The sequence below is a fragment of the Novosphingopyxis sp. YJ-S2-01 genome (genome assembly GCF_016093175.1).
In the GTDB taxonomy this organism is placed as follows: domain Bacteria; phylum Pseudomonadota; class Alphaproteobacteria; order Sphingomonadales; family Sphingomonadaceae; genus Novosphingopyxis; species Novosphingopyxis iocasae.
Genome location: NZ_JAEDAI010000001.1, coordinates 528,470 through 546,894, shown reverse-complemented (window position 1 = coordinate 546,894; position 18,425 = coordinate 528,470). Strand labels below are relative to the sequence as shown.

Here is an 18,425-nt window from a genome sequence, read left to right as displayed (position 1 = left end):
GCGCATTACGGTCGCAATCAATCGATATCGCTGGAGAGGACGCTGATATCTCCGCAATGGCTCTTCGCGCTGCGACAACGGCTTGCCGCTTAGCGCACGGTTTGCGGCATACGATCCGCCCCTGTCTGGTCCCCGGTTGATCTATGTCGGTTTGACCACCCCCTCGGCCACTGATACCGGACTGTGATGCCAAGGAGACCTATGTGCTGACGAAGCTTTTTCTTCGCGGGCGGCTGCGACACGATCTTTCGCACGATGAACGGGCCGCGCTCGAAGCGACCGCCGGCAGCACTATCCGTCTGGGACCGCGCGAAACGCTGGTCCGGCGGGGCGATCGGCTCGAATACAGCTATTTTATCGTCGAGGGCACAATGCTGCGGCATCTCGACGATAAGAAGGGCGAACGGCAACTTCTCGGCGTGAATGTTCAGGGCGATTTCGTGGATTTGCACGGCTACGCCATGAAGCGGCTCGATCACCATGTCGGTACGCTGACGGAAACGGTGGTCGCCCAGTTTGCTCACAGCGATCTTACCCGCCTCATCGCCGATTGGCCCCATCTCGGCCGGGCGATGTGGTTTTCCACATTGCTCGATGCCGCTCAGCACCGCGAATGGATATTCCGCCTCGGACGGTTGCACGCCGAGGGCCGAATAGCGCACCTGATCTGCGAATTGATCGAGCGGCTGCGGTTGATCGGCCAATATGACGGCCAATCTTTGCCTATCCCGCTGCTGCAGCGCGATTATGCGGAAGCTTGCGGGATTACGCCAGTCCACGCCAATCGCAGCTTCCGAAACTTGCGCGAGCGCGGCCTGCTGAAGCCTCATGGCGACGGCCAGATCGAAATTCTGGACGAGCAAGGCCTGCGCGTCATCGGGGAGTTCGATCCCAGCTATCTTTATGGCGAAGGAGAACTGGCGCTGGACGGCCTGAAAGATGACGGCGCCTGAACGTCGGTCGACGGGCTAAGACGCACCATATCTCCAGCACACAAACTTCGCGCCCGTTGGAGCGCGAAGTCGCTTTTTATCGGATGGGAGCCGGATCGGTTACCGGCCCCTGAAGAGGTATCTTTACTCGCCCGACTTGCCGGGCTTATCCTCGTCGGTGCTTTCATGGCCGAACTGGTTGTGCCGATCGAGCGCGTCCTGCGCCACATCCTGAGCCTGCCCGGCCTCCTGCTGTTCGGTATTTACTGCCTCGGGAGCTTCAACATCGTCGCGCGATTTTTTCATTCTTCATGTCCTTGATATCTGCTTGCCGGGTCAACCGGCGGGGGCGGGCAGGGTTCCTCCCGCCGAGAAGGTAAGCCGTCGCCACGCCGTCCGCTGACGCTGCGTAAGGGTTTCATTTCGAAATGAAATCGCACATGATCCAGCTACGGACGTCATTAGATGCGTGCTGATCAGGAGCGGATTATGGCAAGGGCGCTGGCGCACGAAGAGGTGGCCAATCCTCATTGGACCAGACGAGCGGACAGCGCGGCGCTCGCCGCTATTCCGGGCGCGGACGGCCTGCCGGTTCTGGGATCGACACTGGAGGTGCTGCGCGATCCGGCGGCATTTTCGCGCAGGATGTATGGCGCGCACGGGCCTGTCTACCGTGTGAAAAGCTTCGGTTTTGACACCGTGGCGCTGGCGGGCGCGGACGCCAACGAGCTTGTCCTGTTCGATCGCGATAAACTGTTCAGCAGCGAACAGGGATGGGGACCGATCCTGAACCTGCTTTTCCCGCGCGGGCTGATGCTGCTCGATTTCGAAAAGCACCGGGTGGACCGGCGCGCGCTGCAGGCAGCCTTCAAGCCGGAGCCGATGCGCGCATATGCAGAGGTGCTGCGCGATGGCGCGCGAGACCGGATCGCCGGTTGGGCGGGACGCGACATCCGTTTCTATCCGGAGATCAAGCAGCTTACGCTGGAACTGGCCGCCACGGCCTTTCTCGGTATCCCGTTCGGGCCCGATGCGCAGAAGGTGAACCAGGCCTTCGTCGATATGGTGCAGGCCTCTGTGGGCGTGGTGCGGCGCCCGCTGCCGTTCACGCAGATGGGCCGCGGGGTGAAGGGGCGCGCCTTTCTGGTCGATTATTTCAGGCCAATGGTGGAGCAGCGCCGTGCCGATGGAAGCGGCGAGGATATGTTCAGCCAATTTTGCCGGGCGGAGCGCGAGGATGGCTCCCGCCTGACCGCTGCCGAAATCGTCGATCACATGAATTTTCTGATGATGGCTGCGCACGACACGATTACCAGCTCGGTGACGTCGATGGCCTGGTATCTGGCGCAGCATTCCGATTGGCAGGAGCGGCTGCGCGCCGAATGCCTGTCCGCCGCGCCTGCGGGCGAGGGCCTGGCCTATGACGATCTCGGCAAGCTGGAAGAGACCGAGATGTTCTTCAAGGAAGTGCTGCGCATGATCGCGCCGGTGCCCTCCATCCCGCGCCGGGCGCTGCGCGATTTTTCCTTCGGTGGTTATGACATTCCGGCGGGAACGGCGGTGAGCGTCAGCCCCAGCTTCACCCATATGATGGCAGAATATTGGCCGGATCCGGAGCGGTTCGATCCCACACGCTTCACGCCCGATCAGGTAAAGGCGAGGCATCGCTTCGCCTGGGTGCCCTTCGGCGGGGGCGCGCATATGTGCCTGGGGCTGCACTTCGCCTATATGCAGATGAAGATCATCGTGCATCACATGCTCACGCGCATGCGGCTTGAGATCGAGCCGGGCTATGCGCCCGAATGGCAAGCCTGGCCGATCCCGAAGCCGAAGGACGGGCTGAGGCTACGCATGGTGCCGCTGGACCGCTGAACCGGTTAAGAAAAAAGCCGGCACCCCATGGGGCACCGGCCAGTCGTTCGTTCGCAGGAGGAACGCCGGTTTGGCGACGCGGACGGAGAGGGTGATCCGCGTCGCCAATCTTGTCAGTAATTATAGGCGCGCTCGCCATGTTCGCCGAGGTCAAGCCCTTCGCGCTCCACCTCTTCGGAAACGCGCAGGCCGGTGAGCAGCTTGGCGATCGTAAAGGCGATGGCCGCCGCGACGCCGGACCAGACGATGGCGATCAGCACCGCTTCGATCTGGATGATAAGCTGGCCGATGACATTGTAATCCGCCGCGCCTGGGCCACCCAGCGCGGGCAGCATGGTGAAGGCTGTGCCGATCGAGCCGATGATGCCGCCGATGCCGTGAATACCGAAGGCATCCAGCGAATCGTCGAGCTTCAACTTCGGCTTCACCCCGACGACGAACCAGGCACACAGGATCGCAGCGATCGCGCCCAGCAGGATCGCGCCGAACGGGCCGCTGTTTCCTGCGGCGGGCGTCACTGCGACAAGGCCCGCGATCGCACCCGAACAGGCCCCGAGCAGCGAACCCTTATGGCCCATCATCCGCTCGGTCAGCATCCAGAACAGGACACCCGCAGCCGTGGCGACGAAGGTGTTGATGAGCGCCAGGCCCGCCGAACCGTTCGCTTCAAGCGCGGAACCGGCGTTGAAGCCGAACCAGCCGACCCAAAGCAGACCGGTGCCGATCAGCGTCATGGTGAGCGAGTGCGGCGCCATGATATCCTTCTTGTAGCCGAGCCGCGGCCCCAGGATCATCGCGCCCACCAGCGCCGCGATACCGGCATTGATGTGGACCACGGTACCGCCCGCAAAGTCCAGCGCGCCCATGTCGAAGATGAGGCCGCCGGTTGCCCAGACCATATGCGCGATCGGGAAATAAGCGATGGTCAGCCAGATCAGTGCGAAGATCATCAGCGCAGAGAATTTCATGCGCTCCACCAGACCGCCGACGACCAGGCTCACCGTGATCGCGGCGAAGGTCATCTGGAAGGCGATGAACACATATTCTGGGATCTTGAACCCATCCGAGAACGTCGCCGCGGTGGATTCCGCATTGGTGTTCGCCAGGAACAGATTGCCCCAGCTGATAAAGGCATTGCCTTCCGGCCCGAAGGCGGTGGAATAGCCGTAGATCACCCAGATAATCATGGCGAAGCTGGCCACCGCGATGATCTGCGTCAGCACCGAGAGCATGTTCTTGGTGCGCACCAGGCCGCCGTAGAACAGCGCTAGGCCAGGCACGATCATCGCCATCACGAGGACGGTGGCGGTCATCATCCAGGCGGTGTCGCCCTTGTCGACCACGGCGGTGACCGCTTCCGCCGGGACGGGCGTCTGCATGGCCGCGGCGGGAGCGGCGAAGGCGGCAGCGGTCAGGCCGCCCGCAATCTTGGGAAGGAGTTTGAGCATCGGGGCCCCCTTGTTCGTCTGAAATCCGGTCACAGCGCAGCGTCCGCGGTTTCGCCGGTGCGGATGCGCACAGCGCTCTCCAGCGGCACGGTGAAGATCTTGCCATCGCCGATCGATCCGCTGCCCGCGCTTTCCTGAAGCGTTTCGACGACGCGCGCCGCCAGATCGTCCGAACAGGCGATCTCGATCTTTACCTTGGGTACGAAGCTGATCGAATATTCTGCGCCGCGATAGGTCTCAGTATGGCCCTTTTGGCGCCCGAAGCCCTTCACTTCGGTGATGGTCATGCCGGAAATACCGATGTCGGTCAGCGCTTCGCGGACCGCATCAAGTTTGTGCGGCTTGATGATGGCGATACATAATTTCACGTCGATGCCCCCTTTTGCTGCATCGCACGGCAGCCGAGTGGTTTTTCACTTCGATTCTGACGCGCCGGAGCACGGAGGCTATCAACTCATGTTGCAGCGCACAAGACGCTTTTGCAATTTTGTTACGGGATGAAGCTGTAGATCAGTCGTTTTTGACCCAATGCTCAGTGGTCATGCAATTTCAGGTCCGCCCATACCGGCAGATGGTCCGATCCTGCTTGCAGTGCAGCATTTTCCAGCGTTCCCGTGGCCTCGCAGCGCCATTCGTGGCTGGTGATGATCCGGTCCAGCCGGCTCACCGGCTTGCGGCTGTGGAAGCTCTTCGGGGTATCGAGCAGCCGGTAATGCGGGTGGCCGGTAAATTCACTGAGGCAGCCGCGGTTGGACCATTGATTGAGATCGCCCATCAGCACGGTGGGCATGGCTTCGCCGCAGGCATCAAGATGCGCGATCACACTGCGCACCTGCCGCCGCCGCCATAGGCCGGACAGGTCGAGATGCATGCCGATCACGCGCATGGTGCGCCCGTCGATATCGACCTCGGCCAACACCGCGCCGCGCGGCTCCAGAGTCGGCAGGTCCAGCGCGCGCGCCGTGCGTACCCGGTGGCCGTGCTTCACCAGCACTGCATTGCCGTGCCAGCCGATGCCGCCGGGGCGGATATGGAACGGTACGATGTCGTAACCCGCCTCGCGCACCTGTGCCTCGGGCAACACGCTCTGGCGCGATCCGAAGCGCATATCGGCTTCCTGCAGCGTCACCACATCGGCCTTCAGCGCACCCAGCGCGCGGCAAATGCGCTGCGGATCGCGTTTGCGATCGGTGCCGACGGCCTTGTGGATATTGTAGCTGGCGACGCGGATCATGCGCCCTCGTCCGTTTCGGCGCTCCCCAGAAGATCGCGCGCGTCATCCGCGTCCTCTTTTGCCACCATCAGCCGCGCGGGCGTCATCATGCCCAGGCCAAGGCTCGCCATCCCGCCATCGAAGACGACGCTCTCGATGCCCTCGGCGGCGAGCTGCAACCGTGCCAGATCTGCTGCCATGCGATCGGGAAATTGCGCGATCCGGACCAGCCCCATCAGCTCTTCTCCCTGACTGATGCCATGCCCTTCACGAATGCCAGTCCTCGATAGCCTGAAGCTCTTCCGGGCTGCTTTCGCGGCCCAGCACGGGATTGCGATGCGGAAAGCGTCCGAAGCGACGGATCAGTTCGCGGTGGCCGATGGCGAACTGCAAATTCTCTTCCAGACCAGCGCGGCTGAACAGCGCCACCGCGCGGTCCTGATCCTCAAGGCTTTCGCTGTGCATGAAGGGCATGAACAGGAACGCCTTTTCGGACCCTTCCAGCGCTTCCTCATAGCCCATGTCGACAGCCTGGGTGGCGATGGATTTGGCCAGCGGATCGGTGGCGAAGCTATCCGGCTTCTCACGGAACATGTTACGGGGAAACTGATCGAACAGGATTACCGCAGCCATTGCCTCGCGGGCCGAACCCAGGAAGAACATCGCCTCTTCCCCGCGCATCTCTTCCCAGAGCGGGCGGTAGCGTTCGCGAATTTCGCGGTCGAGCTCGGGGCGGGAATTGAACCAATGGTCCGGCCCGACATGCTCGAACCAGAAATGTAGGATGTCGTCAGTCCAGGTCTTCATGAACGGGGAAACGCTGGAAAGCAGCAAAGGTCCCCGATCAATTCGCGTCAGGCCGCGGCAGTACCGCCTACCGTCAGGCCGCCCACCAGCAGGGTCGGCTGACCCACGCCTGCGGGCACCGTCTGGCCGCCCTTGCCGCAAATGCCCACGCCTTCGTCCAGCGCCATATCGTTGCCGATCCCGGTCAGTTTGGTGAGCACCGTCGGTCCATCGCCGATCAGTGTGGCGCCCTTGATCGGGTCGCCCAGCTTACCGTTCTTCACCCGGTACGCCTCGGTGCAGGAGAACACGAACTTACCGGACACGATATCGACCTGTCCGCCGCCGAAGCTCTTGGCGAAAATGCCGTCCTTGACGCGGCTGAGCAATTCCTCCGGATCGTCTTCGCCGCTCTTCATGAAGGTGTTGGTCATGCGCGGCATGGGATGATGGGCATAATCCTGACGGCGGCCGTTGCCGGTGGCGGGCACGCCCATCAGCCGGGCGTTCATCCGGTCCTGCATATAGCCTTTGAGGATTCCGTCCTCGATCAGCACGGTTTCCTGCGTCGGGGTGCCTTCGTCATCGATCGAAAGCGAGCCGCGGCGTTCGCCGATTGACCCGTCGTCGACTATGGTGACGCCGGGCACGGCCACGCGGTCTCCGATGCGGCCGGAAAAGGCGCTGGTGCCCTTGCGGTTGAAATCGCCTTCCAGCCCGTGGCCGATCGCCTCGTGCAGCAGCACGCCGGGCCAGCCGGGGCCGAGCAGCACCGTCATCTCGCCCGCAGGCGCAGCGACCGAGCGCAGATTGACCAGCGCCTGTTCCAGCGCGGTGTCGATCGCGCGTTCCCACTCCGCCTTTTCGAACAGGCGGCCATAGAGATAGCGCCCACCCAAGCCGAAACTGCCGGTCTCGCGCCGGCCATTCTCTTCGGCGACGATCGAGACGTTAAGGCGCACCAGCGGGCGGATATCGGTGGCGACGAAGCCGTCCGGCCGCACGATCTCGACGACCGACCAGCTGCCCGACAGACCGACCGAAACCTGCGCCACGCGCGGGTCGCGCGCGCGGGCGGCGGCATCGATCTCCGCGCACAGAGCGGCCTTTTTCTCGAACGGCACGGCGTCCAGCGGATTGTCGTCCGTATAGAGGTGGCGGTTGTTGTGGCGCGGGGGCGCGGCCATCGTCGATTTGGTGAGTTCGATCAGCTTCAGCGTCTCGGACGCGCGGCGGATGGCTGCCTCACTGATTTCATTGGCGTGGGCGAAACCCGTCATCTCGCCCGAGATCCCGCGCAGGCCGAAGCCGGAATCCATATTGTAATCGGCCACCTTCAGCCGGCCGTCGTCGAACACGAAGCTCTCGCTGGCGCTATATTGAAGGTAAAGCTCGCCATCGTCGCACTGGCCGAGCACCTCGCCGGTGACGCGGCTGGCGGTCTCCGGATCGAGCTGGCCGGGACGGTAGAGAAAGCTGCGCGGGTCCTGAATATCCATGGAAGTGGACATAGGGGCGCGGGCGCGGCGGGGGAAGGTGGAGAAGCGGCGGAGGTCGCTCAGATTTCCTTGCGACCGTGCTCGCTCTGATGCTCTTCGGCGATCCGCTCCTCGGCTAGCGGGCCGTCGGCGGGGCCGCCGATCAGCACGAAATGGCGATCGCAATAGCCGCAATCCACCCAGCCGATGTCATCGGCAATTTCCAGCCACACGCGCGGATGGCCGAGCGCGGGGGAAATCTCTCCTGCGCCGTCGCAGGCAACGCGGCGATGCTGGGTGCGGATGGTTTCGGGCGGTTGGTTCATAACGAGGATGGCGATTAGCAACGCCCGCCCGCCCGCGCAACGATTTGCGGCGCGCTCCCTGCGAAAGCCTTGCCGCGCTGCGGCTAAGGGTTCAGATGTGGCGCCATGTCAAATGCCGCGATCTCCATCCAGAACCTGTCCAAAACCTATGCCGGGGGCAAGCAGGCGCTCAGCGACGTCAGCTTCGATGTCGAGCGCGGCTCGATCTTCGGGCTGCTCGGGCCCAATGGCGCGGGCAAATCCACGCTGATCAATATCCTGGCGGGCCTGGTCAACAAGACCGGCGGCCATGCCAGCATCTGGGGTTTCGATATCAACGAGAACCCCCGGAACGCCAAGGCCTCGATCGGCATCGTGCCGCAGGAGATCATGTTCGATCCCTTCTTCTCCCCGCGCCAGACGCTGGATTTGCAGGCCGGGCTTTACGGCGTGCCCAAGGCCAAGCGGCAGACGGATGCGCTGCTGCGCGCGGTGCATCTGGAGGACAAGGCGGACGCCTATTCGCGCACGCTGTCGGGCGGCATGAAGCGGCGGCTGCTGATTGCCAAGGCCATGGTCCATTCGCCGCCCGTCATCATCCTCGACGAGCCGACGGCGGGCGTGGACATCGAGCTTCGCCAGCAGCTGTGGGAATATGTGACGGAGCTGAACAACAACGGCGTCACCGTGGTGCTCACCACCCATTATCTGGAAGAGGCCGAGCAGTTGTGTGACCGAATCGCGATCATCAACCACGGCAAGCTTATCGCCAATGAACCGACCCGTGATCTCGTCGGCATGGCGCAGGAAAAGGTGGTGGTGGTGACGGTGGAACGCCCGATCGCGACGATGCCCGACTCGCGCTGTTTCGAGAAGGTGGAGAAGCTGGACGAAAACCGGCTGGAAATCAGCTATCGCAAGGACCGCGCCAATGCAGGCGAGGTGCTGGCCGCCGTCAGCGGTGCGGGCCACAACATCGTCGACGTCTCGACGCGCGAGGCCGATCTGGAAGACGTGTTCCTCAATCTGACGCGGTCCGCAGCGTGAGCGCGCCTTACGATATCGTCATCGTCGGATCGGGCGCTGCCGGGCTTACCGCCGCGATTTCGCTTGCTGAAAAACACCGCGTGCTCGTGCTCGCGAAGGGCAATCTTTCGCAAGGCTCCACCGCCTGGGCGCAGGGCGGCATCGCCGCGGTGCTGGACGAGGGCGATACGTTCGAGAACCATATCCGCGATACCATGATCGCGGGCGCGGGGCTGAACCGGCGCGATACGGTGGAGCGCGTGATCGCCGGCGCGCCGGGCGCCATCCAGCGGCTGATCGATATGGGCGTGCCCTTCAACAAGGAAAAGGACGCGCTGCATCTGACGCGCGAGGGCGGGCATTCGCATCGGCGCATCGTGCATGTGGATGATGCCACCGGCTGGGCGGTGCAGGAGGCGCTGCTGAAGACCGCGCGCGCCAATCCCAACATCACGCTGCTGCCGCATCAGGTGGCGATCGATCTTATCACCGGCCACCATGAAGAGAAATTCTCCGGCTCGGGCCGGGTCTGGGGCGTCTATGCGCTCGATCAGGAAAGCGGCAAGGTGCAGGCGCATACCGGCCGCGCCACCATCATTGCCAGCGGCGGCGCTGGACGCGTCTACCAATTCTCCACCGCCCCGCGCGGCGCGACCGGGGACGGCATCGCCATGGCGTGGCGTGCGGGCGCACGCGTCTCCAACATGGAGATGATGCAGTTCCACCCCACCTGCCTCTACAATCTGGAAGTGAAGAACTTCCTGATCACCGAGGCGGTGCGCGGGGAGGGCGGGCGTTTGATCAACCCGCGCACGGGCAAGCGCTTCATGGAATTTTACGATCCGACACGCATGGAGCTGGCTCCGCGCGATGTGGTCGCCCGCGCGATCGATGCGGAAATCAAGCGCTTCGGCCTGGATTATGTCCATCTCGATATCAGCCATCAGCCGCCCGAATTCGTGGCCGGCCATTTCCCGAATATCCATGAGAAGCTGCTGGGCCTCGGCATCGACATGACGAAGGAGCCGATCCCGGTGGTGCCGGCGCAGCATTATACCTGTGGTGGCATCCTGATCGATCTGCAGGGGCGCACCGATCTGCCGGGCCTTTACGCGGCAGGCGAGGCGACCGAGAGCGGCCTGCATGGCGCGAACCGCCTCGCTTCCAACAGCTTGCTCGAATGCTTCGTCTTCGGAGAGGCGGCGGCGCGCGACATCATGGCGCGCTGGGAAGAATTTGGTGAGGTGCCGCCGATCCGCCCGTGGGATGAAAGCCGCGTCACCGATTCGGACGAAGAGGTGGTGATCAAGCAGAACTGGACCGAGATCCGGCGTTTCATGTGGAACTATGTCGGCATTGTGCGCACCACCAAGCGGCTGGAACGTGCGCAGCACCGCATCCAGTTGCTGAACGGAGAAGTGGCGGACTATTACGGCAATTTCCGCGTAACCAGCGATCTGGTCGAGCTGCGCAACCTGCTGCAAACGGCGGAACTGATCGTGCGCAGCGCGCTAAAGCGCAAGGAAAGTCGGGGCCTTCATTATACCACCGACTATCCGGAGCTGTTGCCGGTGGCCGAAGACACGGTGATCGTTCCCTAAGGCCACTACTCCATTCATCGCACACAGAAAAAGATTCGCCGCAGCCATCTGGCCGCGCCGTGCCCCTGCATGCCTTTAAGTCCGGGTTCACGCACGACGGTTATACCCGTGCGTTCCGGGAGGATTAGATTTCGATGCGTTTTCATTTGACCGGGCGGATCCGTTCCGCCGCGTTTCTTGGATCTGTTGCCATGCTGGCGGCCTGCGTGCCGAGCGCCCGCGCGCCGCAACCGGTGCCGCCCGTCGCCAAAGGGCCGGTTCAGCGCGTGCCCGCGCCAACGCCGCCGCCCGCGCCCGCGCCCTATCGCAATCCGGCGGCAGAGCGTCCGGCGCCTGGCTTGGTCGCCGAGATCGATGAGCTGTGGCGCAATTTTCCCGGCACCACCGGCATCGCGGTGCGCCGGATTGATGGCGACTGGTCCTTCGGCAAGCGTCAGGACGAGTTGTTTCCGCAGCAGAGCGTGTCCAAGACCTGGGTGTCGCTCACCATATTGGATGAGGTCGACAAGGGCCGCATCAAGCTGAGCGATCCCGTCACCATCGGCGTGAACGATCTGGCCGTGTTTCACCAGCCGATCCGCGACCGAGTGATCGCAAACGGTTCGGTCACTGAGACGGTCTACAGCCTGATCCAGCAAGCCATCACCCGAAGCGACAATACCGCCAATGATGCGCTATTGTGGAAGGCAGGCGGGCCGGATGCGGTCAACGCCTTCATCCGCGACAAGGGGCTTGGTGCCATTCGGTTCGGGCCGGGTGAGCGGCTGCTGCAATCCAAGATCGCGGGGCTTACCTGGAATCAGGATTATGCGATCGGCCGCCGCTTCTACGCCGCGCGGGCGGAGCTGCCGGTCGAGACGCGCCGCGCCGCGCTTTACGATTATCTGCGCGATCCGATGGATGGGGCCAGCCCGCAGGCGATCGTGGATGCGCTTGGCAAACTGGCGCGCGGCGAACTGCTCAGTCCCGAATCGACCCGTTTGATGCTGGAGACGATGGAGCGCACGCATAGCGGCCCGAATCGGCTAAAGGCAGGCGTGCCGGACGGCTGGGATTTCCTCCACAAGACGGGGACGGGGCAGGAACTGGGCGGGATTGCCACCGGCTATAACGATATCGGCATCATGACCGCGCCGGACGGCACGCGCTATGCCGTTGCCGTGATGCTGGGCGATACCACCGCGAGCATCCCCGCGCGCATGCGGCTGATGCAGTCGGTAACGCGCGCGGTGGCCCGCTACCACGGGATGTAAGGCGGCTTAGTTCGCGGCCATATCTCCGCTAGCCTGATCTCCGCTCGGCTGCGGCGTCGGGCTAGCCGTGGGCAATGGCGGCGGCTCGGTGCGGCTGTCGAGCATTTCCGCCGCCTCGTCGAGCGCGCGCGCCTCGCCAACCGTAACGCCGCCGGGGCCGGGATCGGTTTCCTTCGGCCCGCAGGCGGCCAGCACCAGGACGAGCGCCGGAAACAGCAGGTTCGGCCCGGCGCGCATCCCGTAAAAGCGCTTATTCTGCCGCAGGCGTGGTTGTCGCCATCGGCGTTGCCGTGCCCGCTTCGCCTTCGCTCATCGCATCAGCGTTCATTTCACCCATCGCATCGGCATCCGATTCGGCACCGGCGACCGCATCGCTCGCCATGTCGACCGGGGCGGCATCGGTGGCTTCCACTGCAACCTCTTCGGTTGGAGCGGTCTCTTCCTTCTTGTCCGAGCATGCGGCCAGACCGATCGAACCGGTGACGAGCGCGGCGAGGATGAGTTTCTTCATGGGAACTGAACCTTTTTCTAGCATCTGGCGCGCTGCGCCCTTCATCACGATGCGGTCTAAGGCACCCGGCCCCGTGCAGGCAAGCGGAAGGCGCTGCGCGCTGCGCGATTGACCGCATATAAAGAAAACTTTATATCCGAATTTCAAATGACCTCATCCGCCACCCCCGCGCCCGCAGAGTTCAGCGATGGCCACCGCGATTTGCCCGCGATCATGCGCGCGCTGGCCGACGATAGCCGCATTCGCATCATGCTGCTGATCCTAGAGACCGAGCTGGCGGTCGGCGAAATCGCGCAGATTCTGGAACAGAGCCAGCCGCGCGCCAGCCGCCATATCCGCATCCTGTGCGATGCCGGACTGGCCGAGCGGCGGCGCGAGGGCAGCTGGACGTTCCTTCGCCCCGGCCAATCGGCCGCGCTGCCCGGTATTCGCAGATTGGTGGAGGATTGCGGCACCCGCGAGGATGCCATGGCGGTGGAGGATCGCCGCCGTCTCGCCGAAGTGCGCGCCGAACGCACCCGCAATGCCGAGGCCTATTTCGCCGCGCAGGCGGACAAATGGGACGAGATCCGCTCCCTCCACGTTCCCGAGCGGGAGGTGGAGGCGACGATGCTGGCTATGGTCGGCAATGGCGCGGTTGGCCGCTTGATCGATATCGGCACCGGCACCGGCCGGATGATCGAACTGTTCGGCCCGCGCGCCTCCAGCAGCTGCGGCATCGATCGCAGCCCGGACATGCTGCGCCTGGCCCGCGCCAAGCTGGACGACGCGCTGCAGGCCGAACTTTTGCAGGGCGATATCGCCGCGCTGCCCGTTGCCGATGCCAGCGCGGACATGATCGTCTGCCATCTCGTGCTGCACTATGCCCAGGCACCCGAACGGGTGATTGCGGAGGCCGCGCGCGTTCTGGCACCCGGTGGCCGCCTGATGATCGTCGATTTCGCGCCGCACGAGCTGGAGGAGCTGCGCGGCGCGCACGCCCACACCCGTCTGGGCTTTTCGGATGGCGCCATGGCGCGGTGGTTCGATGCCGAGGGGCTGACGACCGAGCGTCGCGAAACGCTGGAGGGCGAAACGCTGGATGTTAAGATCTGGCTGGGACGCAAGGCCGGGCCGGCGGAGGCGCATCCGCGCGCGTCGAACGACAAACGGGGCAATGAGGAACGGGTCGGCGATAAGCCGAGGAGGAGGGCCGCATGACGCTATCGGTTGCGCAGTTGAATGAGGCGCAGTTCGCAACGGGGGAGCCGCTGTTCGCAGGCCTTCCGGGCGATGCGGAAATCAGCTTCGAATTCTTCCCGCCCAAGAGCGAGAAGATGGAGGAGAAGCTCTGGGATTCGATCCTGACGCTGGCGCCTCTGGAGCCGCGCTTCGTCTCAGTCACTTACGGCGCGGGCGGATCGACGCGCGAGCGCACGCACAAGACCGTGGCGCGCATCATCCGCGAAACCGGCTTGCCGGCCGCCGCGCATCTGACCTGCGTAGAGGCGAGCAAGGCGGAAATTCGCGAAGTCGCCGAACAATATTGGGAAGCGGGTGTGCGCCATATCGTCGCGCTGCGCGGCGATCCACCGAGCGAAGGCGCGAAATTCGTGCCCCATCCGGAAGGCTATGCCAGCGCCGCCGAATTGGTGAAGGGCCTGAAGGAGATCGCCGATTTCGAAATCTCCGTCGCCGCCTATCCGGAAACGCATCCGGAGGCCGATTGCCCGGATTCCGATCTCGACAATTTGAAGCGTAAGCTGGATGCAGGCGCCAGCCGCGCGATCACGCAGTTCTTCTTCCAGTCGGACAGCTTCTTTCGCTTCCGCGATGCCTGCGCCGCGCACGGGATCGATCAGGAAATCGTGCCCGGCATCCTGCCCGTCTCCAACGTCGCGCAGACCCGCAAATTCGCCGGTATGTGCGGCGCGGAAATTCCGGACTGGATGAACCGCCTGTTCGACGGGCTCGACGATATGCCCGACGCCCGCCAGCTCGTCGCCGCCACGGTGGCCGCCGAAATGTGCCGCCGCCTTTATGCGGGCGGGGTGCGCCAGTTCCACTTCTACACGCTGAACCGCGCCGAACTGGCTTACGCCATCTGCCACCTGCTCGGCAAACGCCCGGCCGACCACGCGTCCAAGGAGAAAGCCGCATGAGCGTCCTGACCAAATCCGCCGCCGCCGAAGAATTTCGCGATCGCGCCGCGAAGCAGATCCTCATGTTCGACGGCGGTTACGGCACCGCGATCCAGAACCGCAAGCTGACCGAAGCCGATTATCGCGGGGATCTGGAGCTTTCGGCGGATCAGAAGGGCAATAACGATCTGCTCAGCCTGACCCGACCCGACGTGATCCGCGATATTCACACCGATTATCTGAACGCCGGCGCGGACATGATCGAAACCAACAGCTTCAGCTCCACCGCCATCGCGTTGGCCGATTATGCCTGCGAACATCTGGTGCGCGAGGTGAACCTCGCCTCCGCCAAGGTGGCGCGCGAGGCGTGCGACGCGGCCGAAGCGAAAGACGGCAAGCGCCGCTTCGTCGCCGGAGCGATCGGGCCGACCAACAAGACGCTTTCGCTGTCTCCGGACGTGAACGATCCCGGCTTCCGCGAAGTGGACTTCGATCAGATGAAGGCGGTCTACCGCGAACAGTGCGATGCACTGATCGAGGGCGGTGTGGACTTCCTGCTGATCGAGACGATCTTCGACACGCTGAACGCCAAGGTTGCCGCCATGGCCGCCGCCGAGGCGGCGCAGGCGGCGGGGCGCGAGGTGCCGATCATGCTGAGCTTTACGGTGACCGACATGTCCGGGCGCAACCTGTCCGGCCATACGGTCGAGGCCTTCTGGCATGCGGTGCGCCATGTGAAGCCGATCGCGGTGGGGCTCAACTGCTCGTTCGGTCCCGAAACGCTCAGGCCGTACCTTACCGCGCTGTCCAAGGCGGCAGATACGCTCATTCTCGCTTACCCCAATGCCGGTCTGCCGAATGATCTGGGCGAATATGATCAGCAGCCGCATGAGACGGCGGAGCGGATCGGTCCGTGGCTCGACGAAAAGCTCGTCAACATCGTCGGCGGCTGCTGCGGTACAACGCCCGGCCATATCGCCGCGATGGCGAAGGTGGTGGCAGGACGCGAACCGCGCACCATTCCGACGCCGGAAGTGCGCACGCGCCTCGCCGGTCTCGAACCCTTTACGATGGCTGCCTGATTTTCTCTCGAAACTATAAGGGCTGAGCCTGTCGAAGCCCGTTTCTCGCATGCGCTGGACGCCCTTCGACAGGCTCAGGGCTAACGGATTTATATCATGACCCAGACCCCCTCCTCCGCCAATTTCGTCAATATCGGCGAGCGTACCAACGTCACCGGATCGGCGCGCTTCAAGAAGCTGATCTTGGCCGGCGATTATGAAGCCGCGGTCGAGGTCGCGCGCGATCAGGTCGAAAACGGCGCGCAGATCGTCGATGTGAACATGGACGAAGGCCTGCTCGACGCGGTGGAGGCGATGACGCGCTTCCTGAAGCGGATCGCGGCGGAGCCGGACATCGCGCGCGTGGCGATCATGATCGACAGCTCCAAATGGGAGGTGATCGAGGCGGGCCTGAAATGCGTGTCGGGCAAGCCGATTGTGAACTCCATCTCGATGAAGGAGGGCGAAGAACTCTTCCTGGAAGCCGCCGCCAAATGCCGCTCCTACGGTGCCGCTGCGGTGGTGATGGCGTTCGACGAGACCGGCCAGGCGGACACGAAGGAGCGCAAGATCGAGATCTGCGAGCGCGCCTACAAGCTGCTGACGGAGAACGGCTTTCCGCCCGAAGACATCATCTTCGATCCCAACGTCTTTGCCGTGGCCACCGGCATCGACGAGCATCGCCGCTATGCGATCGACTTCATCGAGGCGGTGCGGCACCTCTCGGTCAGCTGCCCGCACGCGCATTTCTCCGGCGGGCTCTCCAACCTCAGCTTTTCCTTCCGCGGCAATGAGATCGTGCGCCGTGCGATGCACAGCGTGTTCCTCTATCACGCCATCCCCGCCGGGCTGGACATGGCGATCGTCAACGCCGGGCAGCTCGATATCTACGACCAGATCGAACCGACCTTACGCGAAGCATGCGAGGATGTGATCTTCGACCGCCGCGACGACGCAACCGAGCGGCTGATCGAGCTGGCCGAAAGCTATCGCGGCCAAGATGCGGCGGCGGAAAAGGCGGCCGAGGAATGGCGCGGCTATCCGGTCGCCAAGCGCCTCGAACATGCGCTCGTCAAAGGCATCGACGCGCATATCGTGGACGATACCGAAGAAATGCGCGTCGCGGTGAAGGAAGCCGGCGGGCGCCCGATCGAGGTGATCGAAGGTCCGTTGATGGACGGCATGAATGTGGTCGGAGACCTCTTCGGATCGGGCCAGATGTTCCTGCCGCAGGTGGTGAAATCCGCCCGCGTGATGAAGAAGGCCGTCGCCCACCTGTTCCCCTATATCGAGGCGGAGAAGGACGAAAAGTCCAAGGGCAAGGGCAAGATCGTGATGGCGACCGTGAAGGGAGACGTCCACGATATCGGGAAGAACATCGTCGGCGTGGTGCTGCAGTGCAACGGGTTCGAGGTGATCGACCTCGGCGTGATGGTACCCTGGCCCACGATCCTGCAGGCGGCGAACGAGAATGATGCGGACATGATCGGCCTTTCGGGACTTATCACCCCCTCGCTCGACGAGATGGTGACAGTGGCCGAGGAGATGGAAAAGGCGGGGCTGAAACTGCCCCTCCTGATCGGCGGGGCCACCACCAGCAAGGCGCACACCGCGCTCCGGATCGAACCCGCCTATTCGGGCGCGACCGTGCATGTGATCGACGCCAGTCGTGCCGTCGGCGTCGCCACCAATCTGGTGAGCGATACCGGCCTAGACGATTATCTCTCCGGTATTCGCGCCGACTATGAGGCGGTGCGCGTCGCGCGCGGCGGCAAGGTGGCGAAGAAGCTCGCCAGCCTGGAAGAAGCGCGCGCCAACGCCTTCCCGACGGATTTCGCGTTGAAGCCCGATGCGCCCGTAAAGCCCGGCATTCACCGGTTCGACGAGTGGCCGATCGCGGACCTGCGCAATTATATCGACTGGACGCCTTTCTTCCGCGCCTGGGAATTGGCGGGCACCTATCCCGCGATCCTGGATGACGAAATCGTCGGCGAAAGCGCGCGCAACCTGAAGCGCGATGCCGATGCGATGCTCGAGCGGATCATCGAGGAGAAATGGCTGCGCGTGAAGGCTGTGATCGGCCTGTGGCCCTGCACGCGCGATGGCGACGATGTGATCGTGCAATCCTCTCCGAAAGGCGGGCAGGACGTGGCGCTGCCCATGCTGCGCCAGCAGGTGCCCAAGCGCGAAGGGCGCGCGAATATGTGCCTGGCCGATTTCATCGATCCTACGGGCGACTGGTTCGGTGGGTTCGCGGTGTGCGCGGGCCACGGCATCGAGGCGAAGTCGAAGGAATTCCAGGCCGCGCATGACGATTATTCGGACATCCTGCTGAAGGCGCTGGCCGACCGGCTGGCCGAGGCGATGGCCGAGCGGATGCATGCGCTCGTCCGCGCGGATCTGTGGGGCTATGCGCCCGGTGAGCAGCTCACCAACGAAGCGCTGATCAAGGAGGAATATCGCGGGATTCGTCCCGCACCCGGCTATCCGGCCTGCCCGGATCACAGCCTGAAGCCCATCCTGTTCGATATGCTGGCGGACGATGCGGGCGACGTCGCGGGCATCACGCTGACCGAGAGCTTCGCTATGTATCCCACCGCCGCGGTATCCGGCATGTATTTCGGCCACCCGGACGCGGACTATTTCGGTGTGGCGCGGATCGGGGATGATCAATTGGAGGATTATGCGGCGCGGCGCGGCGTTTCGATCGACCAGGCGCGCCAGTGGCTGCGGCCGAATTTGAACGAGTAAGAGAGCCGTGTCATCGCGTCCCCTCCGGTTCGCAATGACGCAGCTTTTGCCGCCTCCTTCGTCCCGTC

General features: G+C 63.7%; 19 protein-coding genes. 9 read left to right on the top strand and 10 right to left on the bottom strand.

What is annotated here, in order from left to right; genetic code table 11:
- Nucleotides 1-203 precede the first annotated feature (203 nt).
- The gene (locus I6A82_RS02575) at nt 204-953 is read left to right on the top strand and encodes a Crp/Fnr family transcriptional regulator (protein WP_198093606.1); all 750 of its coding nucleotides are present in this window, start codon (nt 204-206) and stop codon (nt 951-953) included.
- 123 nt (nt 954-1,076) lie between these two features.
- Here the strand turns inward: I6A82_RS02575 and I6A82_RS02570 are convergent, their stop codons facing one another.
- Nucleotides 1,077-1,238, bottom strand: a complete 162-nt coding sequence (locus I6A82_RS02570) for a hypothetical protein (RefSeq protein WP_187334900.1) — start codon at nt 1,236-1,238, stop codon at nt 1,077-1,079.
- Between the two features lie 183 nt (nt 1,239-1,421).
- Here I6A82_RS02570 and I6A82_RS02565 point away from each other — a divergent pair, with 183 nt between their 5' ends.
- Nucleotides 1,422-2,804 (top strand): cytochrome P450, encoded by a 1,383-nt coding sequence (locus I6A82_RS02565; RefSeq protein WP_198093605.1) that lies wholly within the window; start codon nt 1,422-1,424, stop codon nt 2,802-2,804.
- Between the two features lie 113 nt (nt 2,805-2,917).
- Here I6A82_RS02565 and I6A82_RS02560 read toward each other — a convergent pair whose 3' ends face one another.
- The 7 genes from I6A82_RS02560 to I6A82_RS02530 all read right to left on the bottom strand — a co-directional run bounded on the left by I6A82_RS02560 (nt 2,918) and on the right by I6A82_RS02530 (nt 8,055).
- On the bottom strand, nt 2,918-4,252 hold the full coding sequence (locus tag I6A82_RS02560) for an ammonium transporter (RefSeq protein WP_198093604.1): 1,335 nt from the start codon (nt 4,250-4,252) through the stop codon (nt 2,918-2,920).
- Nucleotides 4,253-4,281: 29 nt separating this feature from the next.
- On the bottom strand, nt 4,282-4,620 hold the full coding sequence (locus tag I6A82_RS02555) for a P-II family nitrogen regulator (protein WP_198093603.1): 339 nt from the start codon (nt 4,618-4,620) through the stop codon (nt 4,282-4,284).
- Between the two features lie 164 nt (nt 4,621-4,784).
- Nucleotides 4,785-5,486 carry an endonuclease/exonuclease/phosphatase family protein gene (locus I6A82_RS02550; protein ID WP_198093602.1) on the bottom strand — a complete coding sequence of 234 codons (702 nt, stop codon included), beginning with the start codon at nt 5,484-5,486 and terminating at the stop codon, nt 4,785-4,787.
- Nucleotides 5,483-5,701, bottom strand: coding sequence for a putative signal transducing protein (locus I6A82_RS02545; RefSeq protein ID WP_198093601.1), 219 nt, complete (start codon nt 5,699-5,701; stop codon nt 5,483-5,485). Before I6A82_RS02545 ends, I6A82_RS02550 begins: the two co-directional genes overlap by 4 nt.
- Before the next feature lie 31 nt (nt 5,702-5,732).
- Nucleotides 5,733-6,272 (bottom strand): DUF924 family protein, encoded by a 540-nt coding sequence (locus I6A82_RS02540; protein WP_198093600.1) that lies wholly within the window; start codon nt 6,270-6,272, stop codon nt 5,733-5,735.
- A gap of 47 nt (nt 6,273-6,319) precedes the next feature.
- On the bottom strand, nt 6,320-7,750 hold the full coding sequence (gene tldD, locus I6A82_RS02535) for a metalloprotease TldD (RefSeq protein ID WP_442945047.1): 1,431 nt from the start codon (nt 7,748-7,750) through the stop codon (nt 6,320-6,322).
- A gap of 59 nt (nt 7,751-7,809) precedes the next feature.
- A complete protein-coding gene (locus I6A82_RS02530) occupies nt 7,810-8,055 on the bottom strand; it encodes a zinc-finger domain-containing protein (RefSeq protein ID WP_198093598.1) in 246 nt (81 codons plus the stop codon).
- Between the two features lie 105 nt (nt 8,056-8,160).
- On the opposite strand from I6A82_RS02530, the gene I6A82_RS02525 reads away from it, so the two are divergent.
- The 3 genes from I6A82_RS02525 (at nt 8,161) to I6A82_RS02515 (ending at nt 11,914) form a co-directional block, all read left to right on the top strand.
- Nucleotides 8,161-9,081 carry an ABC transporter ATP-binding protein gene (locus I6A82_RS02525; protein WP_187334893.1) on the top strand — a complete coding sequence of 307 codons (921 nt, stop codon included), beginning with the start codon at nt 8,161-8,163 and terminating at the stop codon, nt 9,079-9,081.
- On the top strand, nt 9,078-10,661 hold the full coding sequence (nadB, locus tag I6A82_RS02520) for an L-aspartate oxidase (RefSeq protein WP_198093597.1): 1,584 nt from the start codon (nt 9,078-9,080) through the stop codon (nt 10,659-10,661). Before I6A82_RS02525 ends, nadB begins: the two co-directional genes overlap by 4 nt.
- Nucleotides 10,662-10,795: 134 nt before the next feature.
- Complete coding sequence (locus tag I6A82_RS02515) at nt 10,796-11,914, top strand: serine hydrolase (RefSeq protein WP_198093596.1); 1,119 nt, start codon at nt 10,796-10,798, stop codon at nt 11,912-11,914.
- A gap of 6 nt (nt 11,915-11,920) precedes the next feature.
- Here I6A82_RS02515 and I6A82_RS02510 read toward each other — a convergent pair whose 3' ends face one another.
- Together I6A82_RS02510 and I6A82_RS02505 are read right to left on the bottom strand one after the other, a co-directional pair.
- Nucleotides 11,921-12,151 carry a hypothetical protein gene (locus I6A82_RS02510; RefSeq protein ID WP_198093595.1) on the bottom strand — a complete coding sequence of 77 codons (231 nt, stop codon included), beginning with the start codon at nt 12,149-12,151 and terminating at the stop codon, nt 11,921-11,923.
- 13 nt (nt 12,152-12,164) lie between these two features.
- Nucleotides 12,165-12,425 (bottom strand): hypothetical protein, encoded by a 261-nt coding sequence (locus I6A82_RS02505; protein WP_198093594.1) that lies wholly within the window; start codon nt 12,423-12,425, stop codon nt 12,165-12,167.
- Between the two features lie 213 nt (nt 12,426-12,638).
- On the opposite strand from I6A82_RS02505, the gene I6A82_RS02500 reads away from it, so the two are divergent.
- The 4 genes from I6A82_RS02500 to metH all read left to right on the top strand — a co-directional run bounded on the left by I6A82_RS02500 (nt 12,639) and on the right by metH (nt 18,357).
- Nucleotides 12,639-13,625 (top strand): ArsR/SmtB family transcription factor, encoded by a 987-nt coding sequence (locus I6A82_RS02500; RefSeq protein WP_232343501.1) that lies wholly within the window; start codon nt 12,639-12,641, stop codon nt 13,623-13,625.
- Complete coding sequence (gene metF / locus I6A82_RS02495) at nt 13,622-14,566, top strand: methylenetetrahydrofolate reductase (RefSeq protein WP_198093592.1); 945 nt, start codon at nt 13,622-13,624, stop codon at nt 14,564-14,566. Before I6A82_RS02500 ends, metF begins: the two co-directional genes overlap by 4 nt.
- Nucleotides 14,563-15,627 (top strand): homocysteine S-methyltransferase family protein, encoded by a 1,065-nt coding sequence (locus I6A82_RS02490; protein WP_198093591.1) that lies wholly within the window; start codon nt 14,563-14,565, stop codon nt 15,625-15,627. The genes metF and I6A82_RS02490 overlap by 4 nt, the downstream gene beginning before the upstream one ends.
- 96 nt (nt 15,628-15,723) lie before the next feature.
- Complete coding sequence (gene metH / locus I6A82_RS02485; protein WP_198093590.1) at nt 15,724-18,357, top strand: methionine synthase; 2,634 nt, start codon at nt 15,724-15,726, stop codon at nt 18,355-18,357.
- Nucleotides 18,358-18,425 lie beyond the last annotated feature (68 nt).